Below are 17,480 nucleotides of genomic sequence, written 5' to 3' on the forward strand. Positions count from 1 at the left end.
ATACCAGCGCCAGGTGACGCCGGAGAGGTCCATCGGCTTGCCGTCGGCCCAGATGCGGCCGATGCCGGTGATCGGCCCTTCGCAGAGCGCCACCGCGAATGAGGCGTAGTAGAGATATTCAGTGGTCTTGACCTTGCCGCCTCCGCCGCCCTTGCCGCCGCCCTGCGTGGTGGTCTTCGTCTCCTCGCGGAAATCGGTCGCCCAGATGATGTTGCCGCCCATGCGCATCCGGCCGTAGAGCCGCGGGATCACCGCGCCTTCGGTGGCCGAGGTGATACGCAGCGTGTCGAGACGCGCGCCTTCGATGCGCTGCGTGGGCGCCAGTGACGAGATGATCCAGCTGTCGACGACCGAGCCGATAGTCGAGCCGATGAAGCCGCCGATGGTGGCGGCGCTGACGCCGAGGATCGCACCGCCGATGCTGCCGCCAATGGCGGCGCCAGCGGCACCAAGAACGAGCGTTGCCATGTCGGGGTCTCAGCGTTGCGGGAACAGGAAGGCGAAGGCGATGCGCCGCCGCCAGGCGTTGTTGAGCGGTTCCTCGATCACGCCGAGCCGCTCGTAGGCGTGGAGGAAGCTGTCGGGCGCGGTCAGGATCCCGACATGCTTGGCGATGGCGCGGGGCATCATGCGAAACAGCACCAGCGCGCCCGGACCGGCCTCGGCGGGCGCGACCTCGATCATCATGCGCCGCGCGCCCTCGGCCAGCACCTCGCGCGGGCCGGTCTCGCCCCAGTCGCGGCTGTAGGGCGGGATCGGGAACGGCTCAGGGCCGACGACCTCGCGCCAGACGCCCCGCGCGAGACCAAGGCAATCGCAACCGACGCCGCGCAGGCTGGCCTGGTCGTGATACGGCGTGCCGAGCCAGGAGCGTGCGATGGCGATGACACGGGCGGGATCGGCTGAGGTCACAGCACGCCCCCCTCGTGCCCGCCATCCTTGGTGGCGTAACGGAGAACCGCGTCCTGGCCGGGGATGTGCGGGAAGCCGCGGAAGTTGGCGGTGTTGGCGAACTTCGCCCCGCAGGTCTCCATGCGCTTGTCGCAGCCCGCGCGGATGGTGAAGGCGTCGCCCTCGGCGATCGCGCGCACCGGCGCTTCGAGCAGGGTCAGCAATGCGATGCCGTCCGTCACGTCATGGCCGAGCACCTCGGTGCGCCGGCCGGCATTCGCGCCGCTCGTCCATTCGAGCGTGCCGAAGGTAAACCAGCCGGAGGCGAACCCGCCGAGCCCCGAGGCGGTGAAGGCGCGATCCCGCAGCAGATCGATCACAGCACCGGTGCCCTTGTAGGCCGGATCCTCGAGATCGACGCCGCAACGCGCATCGCCGAGCGCGGCATCGCAGGTCGCCTGGAAGGTTCGCCCGACCGTCTGGCCGAGGACGTGGGCGAGCGAGCGGACCTCCGCTACGAACGCGAGCCGCCCGCGCCGGATCTGGCCGATGGCCCCGCGGCGCATCAGCACGCGCTGACCGGTGTCGGTCCAGTTCACGCGCCAGACCTCGACTTGCGCCGCGTCCCAGCGGCCATCGAGGATATCGGTCTCGGTGATGCGGTCCGAGGTCAGCACCCCTTCGGCATCCTGCGCATCGACCGAGAGGTCCGACCCCGAGCGCACCTCGGAGGCCGTCAGCCCGCTCTCGGGCTCGAAGTCGGTGCCATCGAAGGCGAGCGTCCGGTCGTGATCGGTGAAGCCGAAGCTCACGCCATCGGCGCGGGCGATCCGCCAGCACCAGGCGAGCGTCGTCGTGCCCTCGTCGAGATGGGTCTGCAGGGCGGGATCGAGGGTCTTCATCGGCGCAGCTCCAGAAGCGGAATAGAGGTGATCGAGCCCAGCCGCTCGAGATCGAGCGTCACGTCGAGCGCGTCGGTGTCGAAGCGGACGGGCACGTCGAACTCGAAGCCCGCGGTGATCGCGACGCCAGCGCCCGGCGCGGGGCCGAAGGTGACGAGGCCGGTCGTGGTGTCGACTGACCAGCCGGAGGGCTGCTCTACGCCCGACAGCGCGATGCGCACGGTTCCGGTCACCGGCTTTGTGATCGCACGCACCCATGTCTGACTGCCCGAGGCATAGCGCTTGACCAACTGGAAGGCGGTCGTCGCGCCGTCGCCGGTGCCGATCGACTGATCGGTGGGCGATGGCGTGCCCGAAGGCAGGCAGGACTTGTGATCGCCCCAGTCCTTGAAGCGGAAACCGTGGAGCCGTCCGTTGCGCGCTTCGAAGAAGGCGACGACCGCCGCCAGATCGTCCGCGCGGCGGATGCCGTAGGCCACATCGTAGCGACGCCGCGAATTGGCCCAGCTGGCGTTGCGCTCCTCGTCGCCCGAGGCGAGCTCGACGATCTGTGTGCGTCTTTCTGGCCCGCCGCGCGCGCCGCGACTGATGTTGTCAGGAAACCGGACCTCGTGAAACGCCATCAAGTCTCTCCATGGTTCGTGCTCTGGCCCCCGCAACCGGTTCCCACTTGCGGGGTCGCACTCACATGCCCCTCCGCCCGAGCGAGACCGCCCGAGCGATGTCGGCGGCGACCTGCGTGCGCGATTGCCGGAAGCTTTCGGCGTCGCGCGCCATGATGGTGACGTTGACGCCGCCACCAGCGCCGTAGCTCTGCGCCTCGCGTCGCGACAGAACCCGTTCGCCGCGTTGCAGGATCGCGGGCACCTCGTCATGGCGAAGTCCAGCCATGCCGCCGCCGTGCATCCGAGGCGCGGCGGCGAAGGCCATGGCCGGGACCATGCGTGAGGGGCCCGCGGACCCGACCATTCCACCTGCGTGCAGGATGTTGGCGAAGATGCCGCCCGCCCCGGAGAACACGCCGGATAGCGCATTGGCGATCGGCCCGAGGATGAAGCGCCGGGCAGCCAGCTTAGCGAGGTCGGCGAGCAGCGAGGTGACGAGGTCGCGGAAGTCGAGCTTGCCGGTCTTCACGAACTGGCCCACCGCGTTCTCGGCCGACTGGAAGGCGCCGACGAGGCTCTGGCCAATGTCGCCGCCGATGTCGCGGGCCTTGCTGGCATAGTCGGAGAGCGCCGCCGTGACCGCCTGCCACCCGGTGACGGCGGCCTCGGTCGCGGGCTCGGCCGCAGCGGCGGCAGCTCCGGCCGCCGCGCCTGCATCCGTCGCGGTGCGTCCGGCATCGCCGAGCGCCGTCTCCAGCCGTTCGGCAGCACCGGTGGCCTCGGTCAGCGCATCCGCACTGCCTTCATCGGTGCCGCGCACCACGTCGCGCAGGGCCTGCCAGCTTGCGAGCGGCGCGCGGGCGCCCTCGGCCAGATCGCGCGCAGCCCCGCGATAGACATTCGCAGACTCGAGCGCGCGGCTTGCCGCATCCGTCAGTCCGAGATCGGGCGCGGTCAGCGGGTTGTACTCGAAGGCCCGGTCGAACGCCGCCTGCGCTGCAGTGGTCGCGGCCGTCGCCGCGCCCTCGAAGCGGTTCTCGATCTCGCCGAGGTCGAGGTCGGGCACCAGCGAGATGCGCCGCTCCGACCCGAGCGCTTCGAGCCCCTGGTTGATGCCGCCGATGAAGCCGTTGATGCGTGAGACCACGCCGTTCAACATCGCCTCTACGCCATCGACCAGGCTGTTCGCGGCCTGAAACGCCAGATCGCCAATAGCGGCGGGCAGCAAGCCCCAGATCGCCTTGATCGCCTCGTAGGCGCCCTCGAAAGTGTTCGCGGCGGTGTTGCCGAAGCCCACCACGCTCTCGATGGCGCTCTGCATGGCCGATGCGGCGTCCGCCTTCAGGTCGAAGAACATCGCCGTGGCGGCCGCGCCCGCCGCAGCGGCGCCCATGCGGATCCGCTCCCAGACCTCGACGGCGACGTCCTTCAGGAGTGACATCGCTTCGCCGAACCCACCCGCACCGGAGACGAGGCGGGTGAACTGGTACACGAGCTCGCCCGCGCCAACGATCAGCGCCCCGATGCCGGTGCGGATCAGCGCGCTGCGCAGGACGACCAGCGCCGTGGCAAGGCCGCGCACAGACAGGGCGGCAGCGGCCATCCCGGCGACCCAGCGGCCCGCGAGAAAGGCGGCGAAGGTGGCGGCATAGGTGGTCAGGCGGCCGATGTTGTCGAAGAGACCGCGGATGGCGATGCCGAGCGGACCGGTCCGGCTGGCGACCGCCGCCATGGCGTTGGCGACGGCTTCCAGCGCCGGCGCCGCTGCGACCGCCAGCTGGTTCGACAGCCCGCGCCAGATCAGCCCAAGCCGAGAGATGGCGTCGTTCGTCCGCTCGATCTGTTCGGCATCCTGTTCGGAGACGACGACACCGAAGGCGAGGACGTCCTCGGTCGCCTGGCGCAGCGTCGCGGTGTCGATCCGCGACATGGCGATCGAGCCTTCCTCGCCGAAGAGCTGGCCCGCGACGGCCGCGCGCTCGGCGGCAGGCACGAAGCTCTCGATTGCTGCGTTGATGGCACCAACCCGCTGGTCCAGCGGCAGCGCGATCAGCTCATTGGCCGAGAGCCCCAGCCGGTCCAGCGCATCGGCAGCAGGGCCGGTCCCGGCGGCCGCCTGGCTGAGGCGGCGCGTCAGATCCTTGGTCGCCTGCTCGATGCCGGACATCGACACACCGGCCAGCTCGCCCCCGCGCTCCAGCGTCTGGATCGAGGCGACCGTGGTACCAAGCGACTGTGCGAGCTTCGCCTGCGCATCGACGCTCGAGAGGCCGGAGCGAACCATCGCCACGCCAGCGGCGGCTGCAGCCGCCACGGCGGCAACGGCGGCCACGCGCACCCGCCGCGAGAAGGCCGCGAGCCGGGCGTTGGCCGCCTCCATCTCCCGGCTCAGCCGCCCGAAGCCGCGCGACCCGGCCTCGCCGACGCCTTCCAGTTCGGCGCGCACCTGCCGTCCGCCCAGGGCCGCGAGGCGGACGCTAACCCGTTTTTCCGCCATCGGAGTGATCCATCTGTTCGTTGAGCTTGGCGACCATCACCGCTTCGATGACGGGCAGCAGTTCGGCCATGACGACGGGCGGCACGCCGAGCGCGTCACCGAGCGCCAGCGCCGCCGACATGTCCCAGCCGATTACCGCGCCGGGCAGCACACGCAGCTGGCCGCGGAGGCGGCCGACCAGGTCCCAGACCTGCCAGCCCTCATGGGTCAGCGGCCGGTTCAGCCGCGCCGGGCAGTCCGGGCAGGCTTGCTCGCGTCCCTCGTAGAGTGGGCAGGCTTCGCAGTATCGGTCGCCCCCGCCGAAGGACCATTCGGCGAGAGCGCGGAGGCGTTTTTTTCCTGCTCCAGCAGCAGGCCCTTCGAGACGTAGGTCAGCTGGAAGGCCTCGAAGATCGGCCAGACATCGAGCAGCGCGTCGATGGCCTCGGGAATCGGGTCGATGGGATTGCCCTCCGCATCGCCGATCCCGTCCCAGGCGAGCACGGCCCGCCGCGCCAGCGCCTTGGCGAAGGCGACGGCGCGTTCCTCGTCCGAGGCCTCCTCGGGCACCGCCTCGACGGCCGGATCGCTTCGGGTCGCCACCATCAGCGCCGTGGTCAGCGGTAGCAGCTGCACCCGGACGCCGGGCGCGAGATCATGCCAGCGCGGCGCGTTCGTCAGATCGAGCGTGAGCATCAGTAGGACTCCAGATCATTCACGAGGGTGGCGGTGCACATCCGGCCGACCACGCTGTCGCGGGCGGCCTGCCAGTCGAAGGTCGCCTGCACGCCCTGCGGCCCGGAAATCTCGATGCGCGGGCGCGGCAGGTAGACGGCGTGCACGGTGAAAGTGAAGCTCTCGCCCGAGGGCAGGACGTAGGCGAACTCCATCTCGCAGGCCTCGCCGTTGATCGCCTGCGTCACTAGCGTCTGGTCGGCGAAGCGGACCTCGATCCGACCGGTCAGCGCCGCGATGGACGGGTCCGCCCCGTCGATGCGGCCGTCCGAGCGGATCGTCTCGATCCGGTCAAGGTTGTTGGCATAGGTGATCTCGGCTGAGACCACGTTTCCGAGGGCAGTCCCGTTGCGCGTGATCGACCCGTTGAAGTGCCCGAAGCGCTTCAGTTCCAGCGCGGCGGGGGTGCCGGCGCCGGTGGTCGTGCCCACACTCTCACCCTGCGCCACTAGCCGTGCGGTTGCGGTCAGCAGGCCAGATCGCTGCATCTGCCAGGTGATCTGGTCGAGCACGCAGCCGGAATATATCGCGTAGCGCGGCACCTCCGGCATGCCGGTCTCGATCGACATGCTGGGCAGCGACCAGGACCCCGACTGGAATTCGTGCGTCCAGGGACCGGTGCCGGTCGTGGTCGGCGCCCCGAAGGCCGCCTTCAGCCAGAACCCGAAGGCTTCAGCGTCGAGTGGCACCACGACATCGCCATCGGCCGTCACCGCGTCCTTGATCGGCGCCAGCGGATCCCGGCCGTAGCCGAGAAGCTCCGAATTCAGCAGTGGCTGCTCGGCCCCCAGCGAGGTGCTGGCGAAGGGCATGCGGGTGAAGCCGCCGGCGGGCGGCGTTCCATAGGTCGTCTCGAACGCAAGCGCCATCAGCGCCCGCGCCCCCTGGGCTCGTGCCATGGTGTTCTCCTCGGATTGTCGGGGTCAGGCCAGCTGGTCGGCCGTGGTGTAGTGCAGGACGACCGGGATCACGGCGGCCTTCAGGCTGGCCGCGCCCTCGACCGGCAGGTCCACGGGGCGCGGCGCTTCGGCCTCGACCCAGTCGCAGAGGCCGCCCAGCGTGCGGTTTGTAGCAATCGCTCCGCCCACGCTGGCGCAGAGCGTATCGAAGGCGACGTCACGGTCGGCTCCCTGTACGACGGCTTCGATCTCGGCGCGGTGCTGGTAGTGATAGGCCAGCGGCGACAGCGTCACATCGGGCTCCCCCGGCTCTCCGTCGCGCAGGATCAGCAGGCCGGCTGTGGGCACGCGCTCGGGCAAGACCTCACCGCGCAAGGCGGTGGCGGGCAGCGCCGAAAGCCGCGCGTGCAGCGCGGTGAGGATGGTCTCACGAGGGCTGGGCATGGAGGGCCTTCTTGGTTTCCGAAGCGCCCGAGCATGGGCAGCTTGACCTTTGCAAATCTTGACAGTTTCAGAGTATTTCGGATAACTGGACCCATGGGGATTGCGAGCTCCCCACGAGGCGCCAGCCGAAGATCGCGTTCCTGTTCAACCCCGGCGACGGAGGAACGCACATGCCTGCGCCCAATGCCATTTCGTTCGACAAGCTCACCCGCATCATCGGAACCCCCCGCGCACCGCTTTTGCTCGACGTGCGGTCCGAGGATGATTTCGCCGCCGATCCACGATTGCTCCCAGGTGCTGTCCGGGTCGACGACCAGGCGCTCGCCTCCCTCGCGCCACAGCTCGGCGGCCAGCCTTCGATCGCCGTCTGCCAGGCCGGCCATCGGCGCTCTCAGGGCGCGGCCGCCTGGCTGCGCGCCGAGGGCTGCGCCTCGGAGTATCTCGACGGCGGGTTCGAGGCCTGGCGCTCCGCAGGTCTGCCACTGATCGATTTGGCGAAGCTGCCCGCGCGTGACGCGCAGGGCCGCACCGTCTGGGTGACGCGCTCCCGGCCCAAGATCGACCGCATCGCGTGCCCCTGGCTGATCCGGCGGTTTCTCGATCCCCGTGCGATCATCCTGTTCGTGGCGCCCGCCGAAGTGGTGGGCGTCGCAGAGCGCTACAACGCCGCGCCCTTCGACATCGAGGACGTGTTCTGGAGCCACCGGGACGACCTCTGCACCTTCGAGGTCATGCTTTCCGAGTTCGGCCTGACGATTCCCGCGCTCGATCGCCTGGGGACCATCGTGCGCGGCGCCGATACCGCCCGGCTCGACCTTGCACCCGAGGCCGCTGGCCTCCTGGCGGCCTCGCTCGGTCTGTCGCGGATGTATTCCGACGATCTTGAGCAGCTGGACGCCGGGATGCTGCTCTTCGACGCCTTCTATCGCTGGGCGCGGGACGCCACCGACGAGACCCACAACTGGCCCACCAACAAGCCGAAGGCAGACTGATGCAGGACCGAGCATACCCCACGCTGACCGAAGCCACCCGCATCTGGGCTCGAATTGGCCTCTTGAGCTTCGGCGGCCCCGCCGGACAGATCGCGCTCATGCACCGGATCCTGGTCGAGGAGCAGCGCTGGCTAGGCGAGAAGCGATTCCTGCATGCGCTCAACTACTGCATGCTGCTGCCGGGTCCGGAAGCGATGCAGCTCGCCGTCTATATCGGCTGGCTGATGCATCGCACGCTGGGCGGCATCATCGCGGGCGTCCTCTTCGTTCTGCCCGGCGTCGTGGCGATCATGGCGCTCAGTTGGATCTATGCGCTCTACGGCAATGTCGGGCCGGTCGAGGCCATGTTCTTTGGGCTCAAGGCCGCGGTGCTGGCGATCGTCGTGCAGGCGGTCATCCGCATCGGCTCGCGTGCGCTCAAGAACGGCGCGATGGTCGCAATCGCCGCCGCTTCCTTCGTGGCGATCTTCGGCTTCGCGGTGCCGTTCCCGCTGCTAATCTTGATCGCTGGCCTGATCGGCTTCTTCGGCGCGCGTGCGGGCCTGCCTGCATTCCACGGTGGTGGCGGACACGGCAAGGTGGGCAAGGTGCAGGTCGATGACGCCGATACCTTGCTGGGCGAGGAGTCGCCGGATCATACACAGGTCAATCGGGGTTGGGCGTTTCGCATTTCGGGCGTCTTTCTCGTCCTCTGGCTGGCCCCTGTTGGGCTGTTGTTCGCGTCACTTGGGCCAGAGAACGTTTTTTCGCAGATCGCGGGCTTTTTCAGCGTCATGGCCGTGGTCACCTTCGGCGGCGCCTATGCGGTGCTGGCTTATGTCGCGCAGGAGGCTGTTCAGAACTATGGCTGGCTCGCCCCCGGCGAGATGCTCGACGGACTCGGCATGGCGGAGACCACGCCCGGCCCGCTGATCATGGTGACGCAATTCGTGGGCTTCATGGGTGCCTTCCGCGAGGCGAGCGGCCTGTCGCCCCTTGTGGCCGCGACGCTGGGCGGGCTTCTGACGACATGGGTTACCTTCGTTCCCTGTTTCCTGTGGATTTTCCTCGGCGCCCCCTTCATCGAACGGCTTCGCGACAACGCGGTGCTGACCGCCGCCCTGACCGCCATCACTGCGGCCGTGGTGGGCGTCATTCTGAACCTTGCCGTCTGGTTCGGTCTGCATGTCGTCTTCGACGAGGTGCGGACCGTTACAGCATACGGCCTCGATCTGGATGTGCCCGTCTGGTCCACGGTGAACCTGGCGGCTGCGGCGCTGGTGCTTGCCGCGCTTGTGGCGGTTTTCCGCTTCAGGCTGGGCGCCGTGACGGTCCTTACGGGCTGTGCGCTGGCCGGTGTCGCGCTGGCGTCCATCGGCCTGACCTGAGGCTGCTCTTGTCACGGTGCTGATCATAGCTTCGCGTCGACCCAGTTCGCCACGATCAGCCCTGGCACGCTGTCCAAAGCCCGGTCCGCATCCCGGGCCAGATCCAGCCGCTTCGGCAGCTTGACCTGCGGCACCAGCAGGAAGATCGGCACGGTGACCTTGCCGCGCCCGGTCTTCGAGCGCGACACCACTGCCTGACCCCTCGTGTTCAGCCGCCCCTCCGCGACCAGCAAGCTCGGTCCGGTACGGCGGTAGACGAAGCGCAGGCGCAGGCCGCGGCGGCGCTCCCATTCGCCGGGCGTGATCCTACCGCCGCGCAGGGACTTGCCCGCCGCGGGCAGCGGGATCGCCAGCCATAACCCGTCCTTCGAGCGGATCAGCGGGCCAGTGTCATGCGCGCCGACGATGACCGGCGCCTTCGACCAGACCAGCGCTGCGGCGTCGAGGCTTTCGCCGGACCTCGGGAAGTTCTGGCTCCGGATCGAGTTGGCCAGCCGGGGCCCGAGCCCCGCGCCGGTGATCTGCAACCGCCAGGCCGACTTGAGCCCGGTCCCGGCCTCGCGCATGGCGGCGGTCACGGCACGTTCGCCCGCCGCCACCTCCGCCGCCATCATCGCGACGATGTCGGGATCGATGTCGAGCTTCAGTTTCACGCGGGCCTCAGGTCGACGGTCCAGACCAGCCGCTCGCGGTCGCGGACGGGCTCGCCCTGAATGAGGAAGGCGTCGCCGTCGATCTCGATCCTGTCACCGGGGCGCGGGTTCGCCACCTCGGCCACGCGCAGGTCGATCCGCGTGGTCTCGGACCAGAGCTGCGCATCGCCGAAGTCGGTGATCGCATCGGCGCGCCGGGCGACGGCGCGCACCAGGACGGGCGCGCCGCCGTCGGCGATATAGACCGCGTCCCGGCCGATGTTCGGATCGGCGAAGAGTGCGCCGACGGCGGCAGCAAAGGCGCTCATCAGAACGTTGCGTTAAGCCGCACCCGGCCGATGGTGTCGCCCGCGCCGCTCGCCACCGCCTCGACGGCCACGCCGATCAGCGTGTTGTCGGTCGCGACCGTGGTGCAGCGCTTGTTGGTGTCGTCCCAATAGACCCTGGCGCCGACGGTCCAGGCCTGGGAGCCGACCTTGGTGATGTCGAACACGCCGACGAGCGCGGTCTCGACGGGCTCGCCGCTGCCAGCGTCCCCGGCCGCGATGCCGAAGGTCGAGCCGACGAGCAAGCCATCGCCGGAGGCGACGGCGTAGGGTGCGGTCAGGGTGATGGTGTTGCCGGGCTGGACGTAGGTTTTCATAACGGGGATCCTCGTGGAAAGACGAAGGGCGGCCCGTCAGGACCGCCCGCATGTCAGGGTTCATGATGGGTGCTGGTTATGCGCCCGGGTTCTTGTAGAGACCGCGCCAGTCGATGGCCTTCGCGCCGAAGTCGAGGCGGCACTTGATCTCGACGCCGTCGACGTCGAAGCCGTTGCGGGTCTCGATGTAGGCGCCCTGCTGACCCTCGAGATAGGCGTACTCGATGGTGTCGATCTGGTTCGGACTGGCCGCCAGATACCATGCAGTCTCGCTGGCGGCATCGAGCCGCGGCTCGCTGATCGGCGCGAGCGTGCGGATCGACTGCGGCACCACGCTGGACGTCGCGGCGGGCACCAGGTTCTGGGCGACCAGCTGCTCGGCCTTCAGTTCCAGCGAGGCGGGCACGATCAGGAAGGCGGGCCGAACGTTCAGCACCGTCTTCTTGTCGAGCCCCGTCTGCTTGGCCATCGCCGCGCGCGCCGCACCGACGCTGCTCACATCGAGCGCCGCGCCGGTGCCCGCGAGGTTCTTGTGGGTGGTGTGGAACAGCGCGTTGCCGTCGGCCATCGCCGGGTTGGCGGTGATGATCCCCCAGACCACGTCGCTCTCAAGCTGCGCGATGGAGTTACCGTACATCGCCGGGATCCGGGTGAAGGCGTCGAGATCGTCGTTGATCAGCGTCTGGCGGGTGATCGCGACCACCCGGCCATAGGTCTTGACCTTGTAGCTCTCCTTGCTCTCGCCGAGCGTGCCGCGCTTGAACTCGCCGCTTTCGCCGACCTCGAGCAGCTGCGGCGCTTCACCGAGCTGCACCCGATGCATCGCCTTGAAGTCGGTAGCCAGCACCTGGCGGCAGAACAGCATGAAGGTACGGGGATAGGCCTCGTAGGCTTGGCGCAAGGTCTTGTTGGTGACCGCCGACAGGATCTCGGGGAAGTCGGAGGTCGAGTGCAGCGCGCGCGTCGCCACCTCGTCGCGCGACAGGCCGCGCGTGTTGACCCCGGCATTGCCGAGGCTTTCCCGGGCGAGCTCCAGCAGCGTCATGCCGCGATACTGGCGGGCGGCGTCCTCCAGCTGGAAGAGCGTCGGGCTGTAGCGGTGCAGCAGCGCATTCGCCACGGCGTCGCGGCGGGTGATGCGCTCGTCCCGGCCGCCGAGCGGTACAGAGACATGGGGGAAGGTCCGGGTCTCGTCCGACTTCGCGGCGACCTGATCGAGGATCAGGCGGCGGGACTCGTCGACGCTGACCCCGCGCTTGACCAGATCCTCGGCGAAGCCGCGCTCGAGGTTCAGCCGCCCGGCCAGATCGTAGATGGTGGAGACGCGGTCCCGCTCGGCCTCGCGGGCGCGAGTGGCAATCGCTTCGGTGTCGGGCGCAGCGGGGGCATCGGAATTCTGAAGCTTCGGCTGGGTGCGCGTCTCACTGGCGGCGGCCTTCGGCTCGGGCGCAGCCGGTTTCGGCTCGGTCGGATGGGGGGTGGCGGGGGTTGCGGCGTCGCTCGCCGGGGTCTGGGTCTTGTCCGTCATCGGGATCGGTCCTTTCGTGGTGGAAGGGGCGTCCCGGCGGTGGAGGACGCAGTCGTGAAGGGGATGCTGGGCGCGAAAGCCCGCGGCAGGGTCGGCGCCGACCGCGACGGCGGAGACCTCGAAGGGGGTCCAGTCCACCGCGCGCCAGAGTTCGCGCGCAGCCTCGGGTTTCGAGACCTCGAAGCGGTGGACCTGGTAGCCGATGGAGACCGCCCGGATGTGCCCAGCCTGGATGTCGCGCCAGATCGGCTCGACATCGGCGCGTTCGGAGATGCGCACCAGCGCGATCCCGCGGCCGTTCTCGATCCGGGCGGAACCCGGTACGACCGAGCCGATCACCGCGTCGAGCGTGTCGAGCTCGTGCACCTTCAGGAACGGCGCGCCCGCGTTCAGCCGGTCGAGACGGACATGGGCCGGGTCGAGGCTCAGTTCCTCGTCATAGGGCTCGCCGAAGAAGGTGGCGCGCCGGACGCGGGCCCCGGCCGACCAGACCACCTCGACGGTGCGGGTGTCGGCATCGGCCGTGTTCGGCGCAAGCTCCGCCGACCGGCGCATGGCCGGCAGTTCGATCATCGTGTCCATGAAGATCAGTCCTGTTGGTCGGCCTGCGCCGGGTCGGTTTCATCCGCGTCGGCGGAGGGGTCGTCGTCGGCGGTATCGGTCGCCGGATCGCTGGTCTGTGCACTGCCCGTCTTGGTGACGCGGCGTGGGTCGCTGTCGAGCACCAGCCCCAGCGCGTCGAGCTTGGCGTTGGTCGCGGCGATCTCGGCCAGCACCGCGTCGGGGTTGCGGCCCTGTTTCGCGATCACCTCGGCCAGCGTCATGGTGCCCGAGCGGATCGACAGCAGGTTCGCCATCGCGTCCTTCTGCGGATCGACCGCCTCGAACTTCGGCGGCGACCATTCGACCGGCACGATCGGCGACGGGATCTGACCCGCCGCCCATGCGGCCTCGGTGAACCAGCGCCACACTGGCGCGCAGAACATCGGAATGAACAGCTGCCATTGGACGGCGTCGATCTGGCGGCGGAACTCCACGAGCCCCGCCCGGATCGAGGAATAGTTCACCTGAGACAGGTCCCCGGTCAGCAGCTCGTAGGGCACCCGGAACCCGGCCGAGATCGTGTGCAGGCTGGCCCGCTTGTATTCGCCGTAACCGCCCGTGGCGGAGGGCTGGTTGAAGCGGATGTCCTTGCCGCCGCGCGCATAGGCGATGAGCCCCGGCTCGAACTGCTCCACCCGGTTCCCGTCGGTATCGACCACCGCAGGCGCGATGCCCTGCTGCGCCTCGTCATCGCCAAAGACGATGGCGGTGACGCAGGCCTCGGTCTTCTTGCGGACCAGTTCGGCGACCTCGTAGTCGTCGAGATCGCGCAAGGACCGGATCACCGGCGCGCCCCAGGGAACGCCGCGCGCCTGCGTGCGCTGCTTCTCGTAGACATGGGCGATCTCGGTCGCGGGCACCGGGCGGCTCTGCAACCCGTTCTGCAAGGCGCCATAGGCGTCGCCGGGATGTTCGGCATGGAGCCAGTACGCCCGGCGTTTGCCGACCGGGTCGAACTCGATCCCCTGCACCAGCCGCCCTGCGCCGAGGACGCCGGACTTGGTCGCGTCGAGGAAGTCGGCCTCCAGCACCTGCAATTGCAGCGGCACTGGCAGTCCGTCGCTGGCGCGCCGCAGCCTTCGGCGCACCAGGACTTCGCCCGCTTCGACCATCTCGCGGCAGATCAGCGTCTGCAGGCCGTAGAAATCGAGCTGGCCATCTGCGTCGCACTCCGCCGTCCAGCGCTCGAAGAGAGCATCGACCTTCCGGTCCAGCTTGTCGTCGCCACTCGCGGCGCGCGGCATGATCCCCGCGCCGATGATGTTGTTCACCAGCACCGCCACGGCCTTGGCCGCATGCGGGTTGTTGCGCACGAGATCGCGCATTCTGTCGCGCAACAGCGCCCCGGCGACTCCGATCTCGGTGTCGGCCGAGGATCCCGGCGCGCGCCAGCCCTCCGTCCGCCGCCCGCGCGCGGCGCCGTCATAGCCGCGCGTCAGGGTCTCGAAGGCCTGACGCGCCATCACGCGGCGCGCGGCCATGCGCGGCGCCACCGTGGCGATGGCGTGATCGAACCAGTTTGCCGACATCAGCGATCCCCGCGGCTGAAGCCCGCGAGCCCGGCCACCGGCAGCGGCCGCGTGATCCCCGCGATGGCGCGTTCGATGGTCCGGATGCGGGCCAACAGATCCTCGGCCGAGCCGTAATCGACCGACTTGCCGTCATAGCTGACCCGCGTCGTGCCGCTGGCATAGGCCCGGCGCAGCGCCGAAAGCTCGGATTCCGTCCAGTCGGTCATGTTCAAAACCATCCTCCGCGCCGCCCGAGCCAGTCGGAGCGGCGTTTGCCCTGCGGGGCCTGTCCCGGCCGGTTGATCTGCCCGGCGGGATCGGTGTCGGTGGGGGCGGCCCCGAGCTGATCCTCGAGGTCACGCCATTTCTCGTCGGGCCAGCGGTCCGCGCCCGCGATCCAGGCGGCGGCGCGGGCATAGACCCGGCAATCCAGCGCCTCGTTGCGTTCCCGCAGCTTCTGCCATTCCAGCCGGGCGAAGCCGCGCTTCGTGCGCACCGTCACCAGCTGCTCGGCCACGAACTGCTTCAGCCATTCGTTCTCGACCCAGTGCGGCAGATGCACCGATCCCGGCGAAAACGCCGCCCCTTCGGCCGTGTCCTCCTCGGTCGGCCGCGCGAGCCGCAGGAAGCGGTAGGTCTCGGCCTTGAAGGTCGACACCGCCACGGTCCAGAGACGCGCGCCGCGCCGCAGGCGTTTGCCGCCCTCGGTCGCGTCGACAAAGGTCGGACCCGAAACGGGGCTGGAGCGGTTGAACCCCTCTACACCCTTGACCGGCGATACCTGTGCGAACCCCTGCGCCCGCGACCAGGAATAGACCGCCGGGGCCTCGTAGCCGGTGTCGATGGCCAGCCGCGCGATCCTGAGATGCGCGCCGCGTTCGTGCGGCCAGCTTCGGTCGAGCAGCGCGGTCAGTTCCGACCAGGCGTCGTGCCGGTCCGGCCCGCCCTCGATGACGACGTGATCGACGAGCCAGGACTCCAAGCCACGACCCCAGGCCCAGACATCGACCTCGATGCGGTCCTTCTGGACGTCGGCCCCCGCGGTCAGGAACAGCCCGCCCGCCGGCACCATGCCGGATGTCCAGCGCTCGCGCCGGTCGTAGAGCCGCTGCCAGTCCGGCGCTTCTCCGGTCTCGACCCATGTCTCGCCGAGGATCGTGTTGCGGAAGGCCTTGATCGCCTCGTCGGACCCCTGCGCCGCTTCCCATGACCGCACGATCCGCTCCCAGCTCAGCCAGCCGATCGGCGAATAGAGCGCCGAGAGGTGATACCCGACCGTGGTCGGATCGGCGGCCGTGGCGGTCGCCCGCCATTCGCCGCCCTCCAGCATCGCCGTCTTGTGGTGCTCCGCGATTGCCGCGTCGCAGCCCTCGCAGTGATATTCCGCCGTCTCCGGACGACCCTTCTGCCAGCGCAGCCGGTCGAACTTCAGCCATTGCGCATGGCCACAGTGCGGGCACGGCACGAAGAACCGCCGCTGGTCGCTCGCCTCATATTCCCGCTCGATGCGCGACAGCCCCCGGATCGTCGGCGTCGAGACCAAGAAGACCTTGCGCCGATGGGCGAAGGTCAGCGACCGCGCTTCCGCCAGCGTGACCGGGTCGCCTTCCTCGTCCGCCGAGGCCGGATAGGCGTCGACCTCGTCGAGGAAGATGTACCGCGCCGGGGTGGACCGCAGCCCAACGGCCGAGTTCGCCCCCGTCATGATCAGGATGCCGCCCGCGAATTCCTTGGACAGCATGGTGTTGCCCGCGTCGCGCGACCGGGCGGGTTTCACCCGCTCCCGCAGCTCCGGGCTCTCGTCGATCAGCGGGTCGATCCGCTGGCGCGAGTTTCGCTTGGCCAGTTCCACCGTCGGCTGGACCGCCAGCATCGGCCCCGGCGCCTGGTGGATGACGAACCCGATCCAGTTGTTGCCCGCCTCGGTCGCACCGACCTGCGCGGCTTTCATGAACACGACGCGCTGCGTGGGATCGCCCGGCGACAGCCGGTCCATGATCTCGCGCATGTAGGGCGTGCGTACCGTGCGATACCGCCCGGGTTCGGCCGAGGCGCGGCCCGAGAGCATGCGGTGCCGGTCCGCCCATTCCGAGACGGTCAGGTCCGGGTCGGGCCGCAGCCCGTTACCCCAGGCGCGCAGGATCTCGCCCGCGCCGTCGAAGTCCGTCAGGCCGCCAGGATCATCGCCGCTCTCACCGGAAATCGGGCCGGACCTCGGCGAGTTCGTCGAGGTGGGCGCGTACATGTTTCTCGAGGACCTTCTGCATCGCGGCTGGCTCCACGGTGATCTGCTGGCCTGTCGCGTCGCTGCATGAGGCAGAGAGCTCGGCCGCCATAAGAGCCGCCGCACGCGCGGGCCAGTTCACCCACGCGTCCCGTTCCTCCCGCGCCAGTCGGAACACCAGCGCCAGCGCGCGGGCCCGCTCGATCAGCTCCCCCTTCAGCTTCTGGAGCCGGATGCGCCGCTCCTGCGCCTTCAGCACCTCGTTCGCGGTCTTGGCCTGCAGGAAGGTCGTCCCGCCGCCGACCGCCGGGACCGCCAGACCCTGTTCGCGGAGCGTGTCGCCGACAGCGGCCACCGCCGCCTCGGGGACGGGCTTCAGCTTCGGCGCGGGCGATTTGCGGGTCTTGGACGGATCGGTGGTTTCCGCCCGCCGGGCATCGCTGGCGGCCGCGTTGATGCTGCCGTCCGGATAAAGGACCAGCCGCTCGGCCGTCTTCGCCTTCTGGATCGCGCCGCGCGACAGCCCGACATGCACGGCGTACTGGCGCTCGCTCATGCCTTGCATCGACAGCTCCGATTATCATTCAAACTCATGTGCTTATCGAGTTGATAAGCGTCGCCGACAGAGGGAACGTGTCTCCAGAAGGACGATGCAACTCACCACGGAGCCACCACGATGACCCGCCGCGCGACTGACAGTGAGACCGCTCCCGCCACCGGTTCGAGGGAGCGGTCGAACAAAGCCCTCGACGCCTTCATCGCCGCGAAGACGGAGATCGACTCGATGCTGGAGCGGCTCGCCGCCCTTAGCGCCGACCACTTCGAGACCAGCCCCGACGAGATCAACTGGGGCCATGTCGGCACCCTGAACCACTACCGCGCCAAGCTGCGCGAGATTACCGACATGGCCTTCAGCGAAGGCGAACACGCCGAGTGAGACGACCTGCTCCCGGTCCCGCCCGCCGACTGGCGGGCTCGACCTCGTAGAAGGGCCCGCATCCCGCGCG

19 protein-coding genes and 1 pseudogene are annotated in these 17,480 nt (G+C 69.2%); 3 read left to right on the plus strand and 17 right to left on the minus strand.

From position 1 onward, the window contains the following. The 9 genes and pseudogenes from AC13CR_RS01220 to AC13CR_RS01260 all read right to left on the minus strand — a co-directional run. A pseudogene (locus AC13CR_RS01220) lies at positions 1 to 468 on the minus strand (baseplate multidomain protein megatron); the annotation flags it as partial. Between the two features lie 9 nt (positions 469 to 477). Next, positions 478 to 912: an NlpC/P60 family protein gene (locus AC13CR_RS01225; protein ID WP_482900791.1), complete on the minus strand. Its 435-nt coding sequence runs from the start codon at positions 910 to 912 to the stop codon at positions 478 to 480. Then, complete coding sequence (locus AC13CR_RS01230; protein WP_482900792.1) at positions 909 to 1,793, minus strand: DUF2163 domain-containing protein; 885 nt, start codon at positions 1,791 to 1,793, stop codon at positions 909 to 911. Before AC13CR_RS01230 ends, AC13CR_RS01225 begins: the two co-directional genes overlap by 4 nt. Continuing rightward, on the minus strand, positions 1,790 to 2,416 hold the full coding sequence (locus AC13CR_RS01235; RefSeq protein WP_482900793.1) for a phage distal tail protein, Rcc01695 family: 627 nt from the start codon (positions 2,414 to 2,416) through the stop codon (positions 1,790 to 1,792). Before AC13CR_RS01235 ends, AC13CR_RS01230 begins: the two co-directional genes overlap by 4 nt. Before the next feature lie 61 nt (positions 2,417 to 2,477). Then, positions 2,478 to 4,895 carry a phage tail tape measure C-terminal domain-containing protein gene (locus AC13CR_RS01240; RefSeq protein WP_482919980.1) on the minus strand — a complete coding sequence of 806 codons (2,418 nt, stop codon included), beginning with the start codon at positions 4,893 to 4,895 and terminating at the stop codon, positions 2,478 to 2,480. Then, positions 4,876 to 5,016: a DUF7697 family protein gene (locus tag AC13CR_RS01245; RefSeq protein ID WP_482919981.1), complete on the minus strand. Its 141-nt coding sequence runs from the start codon at positions 5,014 to 5,016 to the stop codon at positions 4,876 to 4,878. Before AC13CR_RS01245 ends, AC13CR_RS01240 begins: the two co-directional genes overlap by 20 nt. Positions 5,017 to 5,114: 98 nt before the next feature. After that, positions 5,115 to 5,570 (minus strand): hypothetical protein, encoded by a 456-nt coding sequence (locus tag AC13CR_RS01250; protein ID WP_482900796.1) that lies wholly within the window; start codon positions 5,568 to 5,570, stop codon positions 5,115 to 5,117. Beyond that, a complete protein-coding gene (locus tag AC13CR_RS01255; RefSeq protein ID WP_482900797.1) occupies positions 5,570 to 6,508 on the minus strand; it encodes a phage tail tube protein in 939 nt (312 codons plus the stop codon). Before AC13CR_RS01255 ends, AC13CR_RS01250 begins: the two co-directional genes overlap by 1 nt. A gap of 24 nt (positions 6,509 to 6,532) precedes the next feature. After that, entirely contained in the window at positions 6,533 to 6,952 is a 420-nt protein-coding gene (locus tag AC13CR_RS01260) for an acyl-CoA transferase (protein WP_482900798.1), read from the minus strand. A gap of 170 nt (positions 6,953 to 7,122) precedes the next feature. Between AC13CR_RS01260 and AC13CR_RS01265 the strand changes: the two genes are divergently transcribed. Together AC13CR_RS01265 and chrA are read left to right on the plus strand one after the other, a co-directional pair. Beyond that, positions 7,123 to 7,944, plus strand: a complete 822-nt coding sequence (locus AC13CR_RS01265; protein WP_482900799.1) for a chromate resistance protein ChrB domain-containing protein — start codon at positions 7,123 to 7,125, stop codon at positions 7,942 to 7,944. Beyond that, positions 7,944 to 9,311 (plus strand): chromate efflux transporter, encoded by a 1,368-nt coding sequence (gene chrA, locus AC13CR_RS01270; protein ID WP_482900800.1) that lies wholly within the window; start codon positions 7,944 to 7,946, stop codon positions 9,309 to 9,311. Before AC13CR_RS01265 ends, chrA begins: the two co-directional genes overlap by 1 nt. Before the next feature lie 23 nt (positions 9,312 to 9,334). Here chrA and AC13CR_RS01275 read toward each other — a convergent pair whose 3' ends face one another. From AC13CR_RS01275 to AC13CR_RS01310, 8 genes are all read right to left on the minus strand, one after another. Next, positions 9,335 to 9,964, minus strand: a complete 630-nt coding sequence (locus tag AC13CR_RS01275) for a DUF6441 family protein (protein ID WP_482900801.1) — start codon at positions 9,962 to 9,964, stop codon at positions 9,335 to 9,337. Continuing rightward, a complete protein-coding gene (locus AC13CR_RS01280; protein WP_482900802.1) occupies positions 9,961 to 10,272 on the minus strand; it encodes a head-tail joining protein in 312 nt (103 codons plus the stop codon). The genes AC13CR_RS01275 and AC13CR_RS01280 overlap by 4 nt, the downstream gene beginning before the upstream one ends. Then, positions 10,272 to 10,607 carry a DUF2190 family protein gene (locus AC13CR_RS01285; protein WP_482919982.1) on the minus strand — a complete coding sequence of 112 codons (336 nt, stop codon included), beginning with the start codon at positions 10,605 to 10,607 and terminating at the stop codon, positions 10,272 to 10,274. The genes AC13CR_RS01280 and AC13CR_RS01285 overlap by 1 nt, the downstream gene beginning before the upstream one ends. Positions 10,608 to 10,683: 76 nt before the next feature. Next, complete coding sequence (locus AC13CR_RS01290) at positions 10,684 to 12,717, minus strand: prohead protease/major capsid protein fusion protein (protein ID WP_482900727.1); 2,034 nt, start codon at positions 12,715 to 12,717, stop codon at positions 10,684 to 10,686. Positions 12,718 to 12,722: 5 nt separating this feature from the next. Beyond that, positions 12,723 to 14,267: a phage portal protein gene (locus AC13CR_RS01295; protein WP_482900728.1), complete on the minus strand. Its 1,545-nt coding sequence runs from the start codon at positions 14,265 to 14,267 to the stop codon at positions 12,723 to 12,725. Further along, on the minus strand, positions 14,267 to 14,476 hold the full coding sequence (locus AC13CR_RS01300; RefSeq protein ID WP_482900729.1) for a phage head-tail joining protein: 210 nt from the start codon (positions 14,474 to 14,476) through the stop codon (positions 14,267 to 14,269). The genes AC13CR_RS01295 and AC13CR_RS01300 overlap by 1 nt, the downstream gene beginning before the upstream one ends. A 2-nt stretch (positions 14,477 to 14,478) precedes the next feature. Then, entirely contained in the window at positions 14,479 to 16,494 is a 2,016-nt protein-coding gene (locus AC13CR_RS01305) for a phage terminase large subunit family protein (protein ID WP_482900730.1), read from the minus strand. After that, positions 16,442 to 17,038 (minus strand): hypothetical protein, encoded by a 597-nt coding sequence (locus AC13CR_RS01310; RefSeq protein ID WP_482900731.1) that lies wholly within the window; start codon positions 17,036 to 17,038, stop codon positions 16,442 to 16,444. The genes AC13CR_RS01305 and AC13CR_RS01310 overlap by 53 nt, the downstream gene beginning before the upstream one ends. A 111-nt stretch (positions 17,039 to 17,149) precedes the next feature. On the opposite strand from AC13CR_RS01310, the gene AC13CR_RS01315 reads away from it, so the two are divergent. Then, positions 17,150 to 17,410, plus strand: a complete 261-nt coding sequence (locus AC13CR_RS01315) for a hypothetical protein (protein ID WP_482900732.1) — start codon at positions 17,150 to 17,152, stop codon at positions 17,408 to 17,410. Positions 17,411 to 17,480: the final 70 nt, after the last annotated feature.

It is taken from the genome of Paracoccus sp. L-17 (assembly GCF_056857655.1).

Bases quoted from the DNA above. Each gene is read 5' to 3' on its own strand.
- AC13CR_RS01245 (WP_482919981.1), bottom strand. From the start codon at position 5,016: ATGTCGGCGGCGCTGGCGCTCGGTGACGCGCTCGGCGTGCCGCCCGTC.
- AC13CR_RS01310 (WP_482900731.1), bottom strand. From the start codon at position 17,038: ATGCAAGGCATGAGCGAGCGCCAGTACGCCGTGCATGTCGGGCTGTCG.
- AC13CR_RS01285 (WP_482919982.1), bottom strand. From the start codon at position 10,607: ATGAAAACCTACGTCCAGCCCGGCAACACCATCACCCTGACCGCACCC.
- AC13CR_RS01295 (WP_482900728.1), bottom strand. From the start codon at position 14,267: ATGTCGGCAAACTGGTTCGATCACGCCATCGCCACGGTGGCGCCGCGC.
- AC13CR_RS01290 (WP_482900727.1), bottom strand. From the start codon at position 12,717: ATGGACACGATGATCGAACTGCCGGCCATGCGCCGGTCGGCGGAGCTT.
- AC13CR_RS01300 (WP_482900729.1), bottom strand. From the start codon at position 14,476: ATGACCGACTGGACGGAATCCGAGCTTTCGGCGCTGCGCCGGGCCTAT.
- AC13CR_RS01260 (WP_482900798.1), bottom strand. From the start codon at position 6,952: ATGCCCAGCCCTCGTGAGACCATCCTCACCGCGCTGCACGCGCGGCTT.
- AC13CR_RS01265 (WP_482900799.1), top strand. From the start codon at position 7,123: ATGCCTGCGCCCAATGCCATTTCGTTCGACAAGCTCACCCGCATCATC.
- AC13CR_RS01280 (WP_482900802.1), bottom strand. From the start codon at position 10,272: ATGAGCGCCTTTGCTGCCGCCGTCGGCGCACTCTTCGCCGATCCGAAC.
- chrA (WP_482900800.1), top strand. From the start codon at position 7,944: ATGCAGGACCGAGCATACCCCACGCTGACCGAAGCCACCCGCATCTGG.
- AC13CR_RS01240 (WP_482919980.1), bottom strand. From the start codon at position 4,895: ATGGCGGAAAAACGGGTTAGCGTCCGCCTCGCGGCCCTGGGCGGACGG.
- AC13CR_RS01255 (WP_482900797.1), bottom strand. From the start codon at position 6,508: ATGGCACGAGCCCAGGGGGCGCGGGCGCTGATGGCGCTTGCGTTCGAG.
- AC13CR_RS01250 (WP_482900796.1), bottom strand. From the start codon at position 5,570: ATGCTCACGCTCGATCTGACGAACGCGCCGCGCTGGCATGATCTCGCG.
- AC13CR_RS01230 (WP_482900792.1), bottom strand. From the start codon at position 1,793: ATGAAGACCCTCGATCCCGCCCTGCAGACCCATCTCGACGAGGGCACG.
- AC13CR_RS01305 (WP_482900730.1), bottom strand. From the start codon at position 16,494: ATGTACGCGCCCACCTCGACGAACTCGCCGAGGTCCGGCCCGATTTCC.
- AC13CR_RS01235 (WP_482900793.1), bottom strand. From the start codon at position 2,416: ATGGCGTTTCACGAGGTCCGGTTTCCTGACAACATCAGTCGCGGCGCG.
- AC13CR_RS01315 (WP_482900732.1), top strand. From the start codon at position 17,150: ATGACCCGCCGCGCGACTGACAGTGAGACCGCTCCCGCCACCGGTTCG.